We start from the raw sequence: 12,424 nt of genomic DNA on the forward strand, positions 1-12,424 counted from the left end.
TAGTATCGGTATTAATTATACTATCAATTAAGCTTTCTCCGACTTTTTGACCAATACCTCCGCATTATAGCCCTTTTTTTCCTTTCAAAGCCTCCTAATTTTATTTTTTAAATAAATACTGTCTTCTTGCTCTCTCAAAGCAGCTGGCATATTATAAACCAATTATATTTTACTCATGAGAAAACTTATACTATTGCTACTTGCAATAATGCCCGCTATTGCATTTGGCCAGGGTTTCCAGGTTAATCTTCACGGACAGAAACAGATCGGTATGGGCCATACCGGAACCGGCTTGCTGCAGGATGGTGCCTCCGTATTATTTAACCCTGGCGCTGTTGCTATGCTGCCGCAAAATTATGTACAGGCCGGCATGAGTCCGCTGTTGTTTAAGTCGGACTTTAACCCAAGTGGCTCCACAGATCAGTATCGTACCAAAAACAAAATAGCTACGCCATTTACGGCTTATGGTGTTTGGGGGCCAAAAGGCGCCCGATGGAAGATTGGTTTAGGCGTTTATACCCCGTACGGTGGTTTAACCGACTGGGGACAAGACTGGGCAGGAAAATATACACTGGAAAGCCTTAATCTGAAAGCCATTTATTTTCAGCCCACATTGAGCTATAGAGTAACCGATTTCCTGAGCCTGGGTGCTGGTTTTGTTTACAACCATGGTACAGTCGATCTGACAAGGGCCATTCCGGTGACGAATGCATCTGGTCAGGATGGGCAGGCTCAATTGAAGGGCAACGGTCACGGATTTGGCTGGAATGCGGGTGCTTTTATAAAAACAAATGTAGGTTTAACCATTGGGCTTGATTACCGCTCGCAGGTAAATACTACCGTGAAAAATGGCGATGCTATTTTTAAAGTGGCAAGCTCTATACAACCTAATTTTCCGCAACCCAATACCTTTACCACTACGCTTCCTTTGCCTTCCACATCATCTATTGGTTTAGGCTACAAGCCATCAAACAAATGGACAGTAGCTGTAGATGTGAACTTTACCAAGTGGGATGTGTACAAAACGCTTGGGTTTGATTATGCCAAAAACACCCCGACATTACAGGATACCTATTCGCCGCGTAATTATAAGAACGGGTGGAGCTACCGTGCAGGTGCCGAATATAAAGCCACGGATAAAATATTTGTGCGTGGTGGTGGTGGCTACGTAACTACCGCGGTTAGGGATGGCTATGTTACCCCGGAAGCACCGGATGCTAATCGTTATTATTTAACAGCCGGTTTAGGTTATAAAGTGACCAAAAATCTGGACCTGGATGTTTCATTTGAGTACGAACATCTTGATGCGCGCACGCAAACAAATATCGAGTCGCAGTTATCGGGAACGTTTAAAACTAATGTTTATATCCCCGGTTTATCGCTTGCTTATCACTGGTAATATTTAAAATTCTAATCAAATGAAAACTTACAGATCATATTTACATATATTTTTAGTAACGGGTTTATTGGGCTTTGGCGCCTGTAAAACCAGTATCAATACACCAGCGCCTTCGCGCGGAACGGCCGATTTTACCAGGTACATTGCAGTAGGTAATTCACTTACCGCAGGTTATGCCGATGGCGGCTTATACCGGGAAGGTCAATTAAATTCCTATCCAAGCATTATAGCGGCCCAAATGCAAAAAGTGGGTGGCGGTACATTTACCCAACCCTTGTTCAGCACCGATCAGGCTAATGGATCAGGTTATTTAAAACTAACAGCCCTCACCAATGGTGTGCCCACTACCGAAATGCAGCCTGCTACAGGTAAGCGCGGCGAAGCTACAGTGCCAGGTTTTGGTACCGTAACGTTATATACCAAATACAAAGGCGACATCAATAACTATGGTGTACCGTTGATTAAGCTACAGCAGATAACTTTTGGGCAACTGGGAAACTTGAATGGATATTTTGAAAGAATGCTGCCTACTGATTTTCCGACAAATGTAAATTCAACCTACCTTGATTTTGTTACGGCCAAGCCCTACACGTTTTTTACCGACTGGTTGGGTAATAATGATGCCCTGCTGTATGCCATTACTGGCGGCGCTGATCCCAACCTTAGACTGACTGATAAAGCACAATTTTCGCAACTGTACAACCTGTCTATTACCCAACTGACCAAAAGTGGTCAAAAAGGTGCGGTAGCTACCATTCCGGATGTTGTCGCAGTGCCTTATTTTAACACCGTAACGGTTGGCGCTATTTTGGCCGGAGTACAAAAGGTAAACCCGGCAGCAAAGGCTTTGTATGTTAACGCGCTTAATGCGGATGGTTCTCATTCGGCAAGGATAGCTACGGCGGCAGATCTTATCATTCTTAGTTTTCCAACCAGTATGATGGGGCAGCCAGTTGCCGCGGCCGGGAACCTGCCTTATGGCTTAACGCCACTTACCCCTATTGAGGATAAATATGTGCTTGACCAGGGCGAAGTAGCAATGACCCAGGATTATGTGAATGCTTACAATGCAACCATTAAGTCTGTGGCCTCATCAAAAGGCCTGGCCATTTTTGATGCCTATGCCTTTTTGAACGATGTAAAAGCCCATGGCCTGGTAGTTGACGGCGTGAATCTGAGCTCAGCCTTTATCAGTGGCGGTATATTTTCATTGGACGGGATACACCTCACTCCACGTGGTTATGCTGTTGTGGCCAATGAATTTATTAAAGCTATTAATAAGCAATATAACGCGTCGATACCGCTGGCTAATGTTTCCAGTTATAGAGGAGTTAAATTTCCGTAAAAAATATTCAAATAACTATTACTGATCTTACTTGCAGGCCGCTCTCTGAAAAGGGGGCGGCTTTTTTGTTGTTATGGATTTAGCCGAACCAATTCGTCTCCTGAACGAAAAGGCTTTTCATGTGGCATAGAATACCCTGACGTCTCCGTCAGCTGGCGGATTGTCACCCCTCTCGCCGCTTCGCGCATAGAGGGGACTTTGCACATCATAAAAATGCGTCATTGCGAGGCACGAAGCAATCTCTATGCTGTACAGAGCAACCATAAAAGCTCGATCTGCCTGTGTAGAGATTGCTTCGTGCCTCGCAATGACGTTTGAAGAAAAGGGATGTCGGGTGAATCAACTACCTATCCAAGTTTTTGTCTATGTCTTTTTGATAGGCTATTACTCTTAGAAGCCATTGCCTTCCCAATATCCATGTACTTAACTAAAAAGTAACTGTGAGCTAAGCGTATCAGGAAAAATATTTTTCATTAATATTCATAATATACTTATCATAATGATACCCTACAAAAGCACTACAATACTTGTTATTAAAGCGTATTGTGCTGTTTTTAAGCTATTTATAACAAAATATTACATTAGCTTTACTTTTATAAAACATACCCTGAATTTCTTATTACTATAACTATTGATATCATTATTTGATATTATAAGCATGCAAAACGGCCTGTTAACGGGATGCTTTTTTGTTGAAATAGCTTAACAAATCAATCATAAATACATATTAACCAATTAACATTTAACTTATGAAATTAAATTTTAACTCTTTTCTCCTTTTCGTGGTGTGCTCGGTATTATTTGCCTTATCATCTTGTAAAAAAGATAACCGGGCCGATTTTGCTCCCATAAATGATAATAATGCTGCGGTAAATAATAAGCAAAACACAAACGCGGTAACTGCTGCCACATTTAAGGTAGTAGCCTATTTACCCAGCTGGGAGGGCGATGTAAATGCTGTTCAGTACACCAAATTAACCCATATTATTTATGCCTTCATTTCGCCTACAACAAGCGGAGGCTTAACCTCTATCGATAACCCAGGCAAGTTGGCCAGTATGGTTACGCTGGCGCATAATAACGGTATAAAGGCGCTTATCGCTGTTGGCGGTGGTGGCGGCGGCGATGCTTTTCATACCATCGTAGCAAGCTCCAGCTTACGCACCGCCTTTGTGAATACCATGGTTAACTATGTAAATCAGAATAATTTGGATGGTGTGGATATCGACTGGGAGTTCCCTTCTGCCGGTACCGAAGCCAATAACTTTGCTTTGATGATGCAGTCGCTGGCTAATGCCATGCACGGCATCGGAAAATTATGCAGTGCCGCTGTTATTTCAACCGGGGCAACTTATGTAACCAGTACCACTATGACTTCTGTCGACTGGCTGAATATTATGGATTATGATGATAATAACTTTCAGCATTCTACCTATCAATCTGCAGTTGATTGCCTGAACTATTGGAGCGGCAGAGGTTTAGCGCTTGAAAAAACTGTTTTGGGTGTGCCTTTTTACGCACGCGACAACAGGGGCGATTACATCACCAAAAACTATAATGATGTATTGGCCCTTGGCGGCAGTCCAAATTCAGATACTTTTCAAAACTATGGTTATAACGGTATCCCAACAATTACCAATAAAACCAACCTGTCATTTGACCGTGGTATAGCCGGTATGATGATATGGGAGCTGGCCGGTGATGCAACAGGGTCAAACTCCCTGCTGTCAACCATTCATAATGTGATTGTGGCTCATGGTGGTACTACCCCGCCAACCGGCAGCAATCCGCCCATAGGTTCCGTAATATCCCTCAAAGGGTTTAACAACGCGTTTGTAAGCGGTGAGAATGGCACACAAGCCATGACCTGCACCCGCACCACAGCCGGCGACTGGGAGCACTTTACCGTGATTGACGCCGGTGGAGGCAAAATCTATTTGCGCAGCATGGGTAAATATGTATCGTCAGAGAATGGAACTATGGCCATTACCTGTAACCGTACCACCGCCAGCGATTGGGAAAAGTTTGACTGGATTACCACGTCTGATGGCAAAGTAACCCTGCGGGGCAATAACGGTTTATTCATCAGCAGCGAAAACGGTACCAAGGCCATGACCTGTACCCGCGCCACCGCTTCGGGATGGGAAGCCTTTACCGTAGGTAATTAATCAAACTACTCATAATGAATACCGGCGACTCGCCGCCGGTATTCATTAACTATATCTAACTAACCACTAATCTATTCATTTATGAAAACAAAGTTTAACTCGTTCCTGCTGCTTTGTGTGGCGGTGGTGCTTCTGGCACTTTCTTCTTGTCGAAAAGACAACAACCTATCACCTTCTGCTCCAACACCCTCACCTGATGTGCCCAACAGGCCAATGGGCACTTCGGCCATTCCTGCTGGCTTTAAAGTAGTGGGTTATTTGCCCAGCTGGGCCGGGGCTGTTAACCAGGTTCAATATTCCAAGCTTACCCACATTAATTACGCGTTTGTGATACCAACCGCTTCGGGTGGTCTGGGCGCCATTGATAATGTTTCAAAACTACAAAGCCTGGTAAGCACCGCTCATGCCAACGGCGTTAAAGTATCGATCTCAATAGGTGGATGGAATAATGGCGACGACAGCGCTTTTGAATCGTTGGCTGCTAACTCAGGTTCCCGTACCGCTTTTGTGAATAACCTGGTTAATATGGTTAATCAGTATAACCTGGATGGAGCGGATATTGACTGGGAATATCCTAACGACGGCGCTTCGGCCAATAATTATTCAGCCCTGATGCTGGCGCTTAGCAATGCTTTGCATGCCCAGGGAAAATTGTTAACCGCGGCTGTAATTTCAAGCGATGGTTCATCCATCAACGCTAATGTTTTTGGTTATGTTGACTTCCTGAACCTGATGGCTTATGATGGCGACGGACCTAATCACTCTCCATATTCGTTGGCTCAAACCTCTTTGAACTATTGGATTGGCCGTGGCTTGCCCAAAGCAAAAGCCATATTAGGTGTGCCTTTTTATGGCAGGGAGCCGTACACCTCTTATGCCGATATCCTGGCAGGCGGCGGTAGTCCCAATTCAGATACCTGGAATGGTATAGGCTACAACGGTATCCCTACTATTAAAAGCAAAACTTCATTGGCCCTTAGCCAGGGTGGCGGTATCATGATGTGGGAGCTATCGCAGGATGCTACCGGGGCCAATTCGTTGCTTTCGGCTATTTATACCCAGCTTTCGGGCGGTACTACGCCTCCAACCGGCAGCAATCCGCCAATAGGCTCGGTGATATCGCTTAAAGGGTTTAATAATGCTTATGTAAGTGGCGAAAACGGTGTCCAGGCCATGACCTGTACCCGCACCACTGCCGGTGACTGGGAGCATTTTACAGTGATTGATGCGGGTGGGGGCAAAATATCATTACGCAGCATGGGCAAATATGTATCGTCAGAAAACGGAACCCAGGCTATTACCTGTAACCGTGCAACTGCCAGCGACTGGGAAAAATTCGACTGGATAGTTGCAGCCGATGGTAAAGTAACCCTGCGCGGCAATAACGGCAAATTTATCAGCAGCGAAAACGGAACCCAGGCCATGACCTGTAACCGTGCTACAGCCTCGGGATGGGAAGCCTTTACAGCAGGCAACTAAACCATCCCATATTAATTCTAAATTGAATGCCTGGTTTCGGAGCCAGGCATTTTTTTGTGATTAGAATTTATCTTTCATGCCCAGCAAGCCCCAGATACCCCCGCTATGAACAACCAGGATCTTGCTGCCCGGTTCAAAATGACCTTTGCTTATGAGGTCATAAAGCGCGTACATCATTTTACCGGTATATACGGGTTCGATCACGATGCCGGTAGCAGCTACAAACTCTTTTATAAAACCAATCAGTTCGGCATCGGCTTTGCCATAACCACCAAAGTGATAATCAGTATGCAGATCATAATCTACAGGAGTTATCAGGAAACGGTTAATCTCATCCCGGATGAAAGAGCCATTTTTAAATACCGGAACTGCGTGGAAGTGGGTTTTAAGTTGATTTTTGCTCAATCCATTGATAATCCCCGCAGCCGTAGTACCCGTACCACAGGCACAAAAAACGTGATCATAAGTTTCGGTAAGCTCACCAACCAGTTCGGCGCAACCCAGAGCGGCTTCTGTTGATGCGCCCCCTTCGTCAATAAAAAAGGCGTCGTTATCGTCTCCAAAATATTGCGCGAACAAGGTTGGTTTATCGCGATAGCTATCCCTGTCGGTAAATATTAATTGCATGTCATGCAGTTTGCATAAAAACAGGGTATCGTTATTCACCTCTTCGCCCCGTACAATGCCGGTAGCTTTAAATCCGAATTTTGCAGCGGCGGCTGCAGTAGCCAGTAAGTGATTGGAGTAAGCCCCGCCAAAAGTTACCAGGTGGTTTTTGCCCTGGCTCTGCGCGGTTTTAAGCAGGTATTTTAATTTACGCCATTTGTTACCTGATATCATAGGGTGTATCAGGTCGTCGCGCTTGAGAAAAACTTTTACGCCGTGCGCATCAAACAGCGGGTTGCTGATAGCTTGAACCGGACTAAAAATTTCGAGATTGATATTCATTGTTTAATATCTTTTTAGTATCAAGTAGTTAGTATCAAGTATCAAGATATTTTCTTTGCCAGTTTAAGTGTCTGAGCCAGTTCAAGGGTCTACACTTGAACTTTATTTTTAGGTGAGCGTCGACGCTCACCTGTTTGGTATTTAAGCGTGGACGCTTAAATATGCGATATTAAAAGTCGTGATACTTGATACTCGCTACTTAATACTGATTAATTATCAAATATGAGAATTTTCTGATAAGGACACTCAAGCCGCTAATAATCGTGATACTTGATACTAACTACTTGATACTCCCTATTACTATTAACGTAAAAACGATTACTTTTGCCCTCAAATGGCAGACGATACCGAGTTTATAGAGCAGGAAGAACAGGACTTATATGAGCATTTACGCGTTGTGGTTGACAAAGGACAATCCCTGCTGCGTATTGATAAATTTTTGATGCACCGCGTGGAAAACGCATCACGCAATCGCATCCAGAACGCTATTGAGCTGGAAAATGTGTTGGTGAATGATAAGCCTGTAAAATCGAGCTACCGGGTAAAGCCACTTGACGTGATATCGGTAGTATTGCCGCACCCGCCGCGTGATACCGAGGTTTATCCGGAAAATATCCCCATTAATATTGTTTACGAAGATGACGATGTGCTGGTGGTTGATAAAGCCGCAGGCATGGTGGTGCATCCGGGTTATAATAATTATACTGGTACACTGGTTAATGCGCTGGTTTATCACTTTCAGCAATTGCCTACATTGCCGGGCAACGACGGTCGTCCGGGCCTGGTTCACCGGATTGATAAGGATACTTCGGGCTTATTGCTTATCAGCAAGAACGAACGCTCCATGAACTGGCTGGCCAAGCAGTTTTTTGATCATACCATTACCCGTAAATATGTGGCCCTGGCCTGGGGTGACCTGCCCGAAGATGGCACCGTGACAGGCTATATTGGTCGCAGTGTGAACGACCGCCGGGTAATGTCGATATATGATGATCCGGAAAAAGGGAAATGGTCGGTAACGCATTATAAGGTGTTGGAGCGCATGGGCTATGTTACGCTGATCGAATGTCAGCTGGAAACCGGGCGTACCCACCAGATCAGGGCGCATATGAAACATATCGGGCACCCGCTGTTCAGTGATGCCACCTATGGCGGCGATAAGATATTGAAGGGTACGGTATTCAGCAAATACAAGCAGTTTGTTGAAAATTGCTTTGAATTGATGCCCCGGCAGGCCCTGCACGCGCAAACATTGGGTTTTTTACATCCGACACTAAAAAAACAGATCGCCTTTGAATCACCTTTACCTGCCGATTTTGAAAGCGTATTGCAAAAATGGCGGAAATATACTGCTATTGCTAATCAAACAAATACAGATTCCGAAGAGTTATAGATAACTTAACGTGTACACTAAGCATGATTTTTGCACCAGATGCCATGCTATGATTTTACACGAGTATCACACATGAATTACGCTATAAGTATTTCCGCATCTAAAAAATCCGCACATTTGCACATCTGATATCTGCACATCTACATGACACCCGTTTTAATCAATTTTAATGGAAATATAATTCCGGCAAACAGCCAGCTGCTTACCATAGCCAACCGCGGTTTTAAATATGGCGACGGCTTGTTTGAAAGTATGCGCTTAATGAAGGGACAACTTAAATTTGCCGACCAGCACGCCGACCGTCTGCAGCGGGGAATGAAAGCGCTTAAAATTGACGGCTATTCGCAAATGGATGCCTGGTTTTTAAAGGATATTTCAGAAGAGCTGGCCAAAAGGAATAAGGTAAAACATGGTCGCCTGCGTCTTACCGTTTATCGCGATGCCGAAGGTTTGTACACCCCATCGCAAAATAAAATGGCTTATTGCCTGGAACTTACCGCGTCTGAAGAACCGCGCTACTTTTTGAACGAAAAGGGACTTATTATGGATGTATTCAGTGAGCTACCCAAACCGTTAAACTACCTGTCGAACATAAAAACCTGCAACTCGCTTATTTATGTAATGGCGGGTATCTATAAAACCCAAAACAAGCTGGACGATGTATTTTTGCTCAACCAGAACGGTTTTTTGTGCGAAGCCAGTAGCTCCAATATATTCGTCTATTATCAGAATCATTTATATACCCCTGCTTTAAGCGAAGGCTGTGTGGAGGGGGTGATGCGCCAGATAGTGATCAAGCTGGCACAGGATAACCATATTGACATTACCGAAGCACAGATAAATCCCGACATTTTATACGAGGCCGATGAGGTGTTTTTAACCAATGCCACCCGGGGCATCCAAACCGTAATGGGCTTTGGGGTACGGCGGTATTTTAACCGCATCAGCAAGGTATTGATGGATGAGCTGAATAAGCTGTAGGTTAAATAAACAGTAAAAACAGGAGTGGGAAATTTAAACTTATAACTCCGAAGACACCGGTGCTTTAATCGCGGCCAAAATACCATCCCAAAGGGCAATTCTGGTTTGCAAAGCTTCTTTTACAGCTTCGGTGGCTTCCTGCCATTTACTGTCGTCGTCGCCGCAAAGTTCGGCGGTCATTTGGTAGGCTAATTGGGAGTGATGATCTCCATCAACCTCAATATGGCGCTCCAGGTAGTAAAGCAAAATATCAACCTTGCCGGGCAATTGCCGGCTCAGCTCTTTTACAATACTCACAAACATTTCAGGGATCAGATCCTCGCGGCCAAATGTAAATACCGCGGCCTGCACATGATTTTTAGGACTTTCGATCACCTCAAAGGTATGCTGTACAAAGTTGCGTGCCGCTACCGGGATATCGGCAATGATGAGTGCCTCGTCAATATGTTTACCAAAGTTAAGCTCATTAAACAAGTCATTGATAGCAACAGCCTGACTGCCGGCCTGATGCATGGCACGCAGGTACAGCTCAAAATGACTGGTACGGTTACCCGCTTCGTCCACATCGCTTTCTTCGCCGGTAACAATCTCATTGATCAGATAGCGCGTGTTAGAGTTACCTGTAGGCATCCATGGCGTAACCGTACAGGTTAATTTTTGTTGCAGCGATTTTAACAGCGACATAAAATCCCACACCGCAAATACATGATGATCCATAAAAACGGTAAGCTCCTCTAAGGAGTTGATATTTTTATAAAGCTCGTGCTGTATCAGTTGCTTACGCAAAGGCTGGATCTCGGATTTAAGCAGGGTGATTCTGTCGCTGTAATTGGCCATGGATAGTAAAATTTGTGGCTGCAAAAATAGCAAACATGGTGATTGTTAACGAAGTGTTTGTTTTATTTTGACTTTGGGTTGATGGGAGCGATTTTGAATTTTAAAAAAATAGGAGATGGGTTGAGCACCTACGGAGCTCATTCGTTTATATTGTATTTTCTACAAAGCTTTTGTTCCTCCGGAACAGGATGGTGCAGTGTGCATTCCTTTTAGAAGGTAAGCTTTGTTGGAAAGTAGCTTTTGTTCCTCTGGAACAGGATGGTGCAGTGTGCATTCCCCGTAGGGGAATAAGCTTTGTAGAAAAATTGTCTAATTGATTTTTGCTCCATAGGAGCAAAACTTAGCCGTTATTCGGGTAACTTGAAAATGTACTGTTCTTCAAACGCAATACCAAAACTTTTCAAGAGTTGCTGGTATTCATCTATAAATGTTTTCTTTTGGTGATGTTCCTCCTGGGTTAATATGTAATTTACCACTTTATCAACTTGCGATCAACTGTGGCTAAAAGCGCCGTATCCTTCCTGCCATTGAAATTTGCCATGGGTTAATTTTTCTTTATTGATCCATTCTGAAGAGTCACTTTTTATTATGCGTATCAGATCGGAAATTGCTTGTTTGGGATTTAAGCCAACGAATAGATGTAAATGATCGGGCATGTTATTAATAGCGATAACTTTATGCCCATGATTTTGAGTAATCGCTGTAATATACAACCGTAACCGGTCATCCCAATCTTTGTTAAGTAAGGATGCCCGATATTTAACCGCGAATACAAAATGGATATATAATTGTGTATAGGTGTTAGGCATAAAAAGGTTGTGCACCTATGGCGCACAATCAAATTTAATATTATTTTCTACAAAGCTTTTGTTCCTACGGAACAAATATAGTTTACTAACAGGAAAGCTCTCTGTATCTGGATTTTAATACCGATAAAGAAATCAGATCAGATTCATCTTCACTTTCTTCATAAGCAGTTAAAACGTCTTGTTGTTGTTTCGGGGTTAAACCTTGCCAAACAGAGTTTTTAGGTTGCAAGGATTGAGTTATCACATCATAAAATTGCGAAAGCATTTCAAGATCATCTATTTGATCTATGAGGTTTTGAAATTCTGATTTTAACTCTGCAAGTTTCATATTATAAATTTATGATTATTATTAAAGATTTGCAATCTGATCAATCTGCTTACTAAGAAATAATAAGCTACGCAACAACCACATTAAATCTCAATATCTTTTTCCATTGACCGTTGACCAATCTGAAAATATATAAAGCACTTGCGTCGCTGCCGCCCAGCCTGATTAAAACATATTGATGATCTTTTGAAAAAATAGGTTTTGAGAACTTGAAGCTTTGTTTCTCTTCGATGGGTCGGCTTTCGTATTTGAGGTTGGCTTTGTCCTGGGTTTGATTGATCTGTTTTTGAGTCATACCCTTTTTTATTGGAACAGGTACCACACCTTCGTCGTTCAATTTTTTGAGTTCGGCCTGGCTGGTGTTGTAAGGCACCAGTTTAAAGATTCTTATCTGATCGGTATATTTAGGCAAATGAGCTTTATTTACAACGCGTGCATGTAGTAAGTGATAGTCGCGCCAGTTAATTTCTCCAGTATCGCTTTTAATACCCTCAATAAAGTCTTTTAGTGGAACATCTTTTAAAACATCATTCCTACTAACCAGTTCATATTTGATGTCATCCTCATCAAAAATGGGAACGCGGCCAAATTCCTGCAGATAGTAATACTTTGCAGCAGTATCTACAACTTCCAGGTAAACAGCATTGATCAGTTTGGTAGTGAGGGTATCGGTTGCCCCGGCCCGAAAGCATATCAGGATAAATAGAAGCGTATAAAAAATGAATTTCATAGAGGCT

Annotated in this window: 11 protein-coding genes; 6 read left to right on the forward strand and 5 right to left on the reverse strand. The window is 43.4% G+C overall.

The features are described 5' to 3' along the window. The first annotated feature begins 175 nt into the window (after positions 1–175). The 4 genes from ACNURT_RS08145 to ACNURT_RS08160 all read left to right on the forward strand — a co-directional run bounded on the left by ACNURT_RS08145 (position 176) and on the right by ACNURT_RS08160 (position 6,391). On the forward strand, positions 176–1,399 hold the full coding sequence (locus tag ACNURT_RS08145; RefSeq protein WP_419701300.1) for an OmpP1/FadL family transporter: 1,224 nt from the start codon (positions 176–178) through the stop codon (positions 1,397–1,399). Positions 1,400–1,418: 19 nt separating this feature from the next. Continuing rightward, entirely contained in the window at positions 1,419–2,744 is a 1,326-nt protein-coding gene (locus tag ACNURT_RS08150) for a G-D-S-L family lipolytic protein (RefSeq protein WP_419701301.1), read from the forward strand. A gap of 749 nt (positions 2,745–3,493) precedes the next feature. Continuing rightward, positions 3,494–4,912: a glycosyl hydrolase family 18 protein gene (locus ACNURT_RS08155; RefSeq protein WP_419701302.1), complete on the forward strand. Its 1,419-nt coding sequence runs from the start codon at positions 3,494–3,496 to the stop codon at positions 4,910–4,912. A gap of 81 nt (positions 4,913–4,993) precedes the next feature. Continuing rightward, positions 4,994–6,391 (forward strand): glycosyl hydrolase family 18 protein, encoded by a 1,398-nt coding sequence (locus tag ACNURT_RS08160; protein WP_419701303.1) that lies wholly within the window; start codon positions 4,994–4,996, stop codon positions 6,389–6,391. Positions 6,392–6,451: 60 nt separating this feature from the next. Here ACNURT_RS08160 and ACNURT_RS08165 read toward each other — a convergent pair whose 3' ends face one another. Then, entirely contained in the window at positions 6,452–7,339 is an 888-nt protein-coding gene (locus ACNURT_RS08165) for a 1-aminocyclopropane-1-carboxylate deaminase/D-cysteine desulfhydrase (RefSeq protein WP_419701304.1), read from the reverse strand. 334 nt (positions 7,340–7,673) lie between these two features. Here ACNURT_RS08165 and ACNURT_RS08170 point away from each other — a divergent pair, with 334 nt between their 5' ends. Together ACNURT_RS08170 and ACNURT_RS08175 are read left to right on the forward strand one after the other, a co-directional pair. Further along, entirely contained in the window at positions 7,674–8,732 is a 1,059-nt protein-coding gene (locus ACNURT_RS08170) for an RluA family pseudouridine synthase (protein WP_419701305.1), read from the forward strand. Between the two features lie 144 nt (positions 8,733–8,876). Beyond that, complete coding sequence (locus ACNURT_RS08175; RefSeq protein ID WP_419701306.1) at positions 8,877–9,713, forward strand: aminotransferase class IV; 837 nt, start codon at positions 8,877–8,879, stop codon at positions 9,711–9,713. Positions 9,714–9,752: 39 nt separating this feature from the next. On the opposite strand, the gene ACNURT_RS08180 is transcribed toward ACNURT_RS08175, so the two are convergent. The 4 genes from ACNURT_RS08180 to ACNURT_RS08195 form a co-directional block, all read right to left on the reverse strand. Continuing rightward, the gene (locus tag ACNURT_RS08180; RefSeq protein WP_419701307.1) at positions 9,753–10,550 is read right to left on the reverse strand and encodes a DUF3050 domain-containing protein; all 798 of its coding nucleotides are present in this window, start codon (positions 10,548–10,550) and stop codon (positions 9,753–9,755) included. A gap of 491 nt (positions 10,551–11,041) precedes the next feature. Next, complete coding sequence (tnpA, locus tag ACNURT_RS08185) at positions 11,042–11,359, reverse strand: IS200/IS605 family transposase (RefSeq protein WP_419701308.1); 318 nt, start codon at positions 11,357–11,359, stop codon at positions 11,042–11,044. An 85-nt stretch (positions 11,360–11,444) separates the two neighbouring features. Further along, positions 11,445–11,687 (reverse strand): hypothetical protein, encoded by a 243-nt coding sequence (locus tag ACNURT_RS08190; RefSeq protein ID WP_419701309.1) that lies wholly within the window; start codon positions 11,685–11,687, stop codon positions 11,445–11,447. A gap of 67 nt (positions 11,688–11,754) precedes the next feature. Further along, positions 11,755–12,417: a hypothetical protein gene (locus ACNURT_RS08195; protein WP_419701310.1), complete on the reverse strand. Its 663-nt coding sequence runs from the start codon at positions 12,415–12,417 to the stop codon at positions 11,755–11,757. Positions 12,418–12,424 lie beyond the last annotated feature (7 nt).

It is taken from the genome of Mucilaginibacter sp. NFX135 (assembly GCF_048565145.1).
Classification (GTDB): Bacteria; Bacteroidota; Bacteroidia; order Sphingobacteriales; family Sphingobacteriaceae; genus Mucilaginibacter.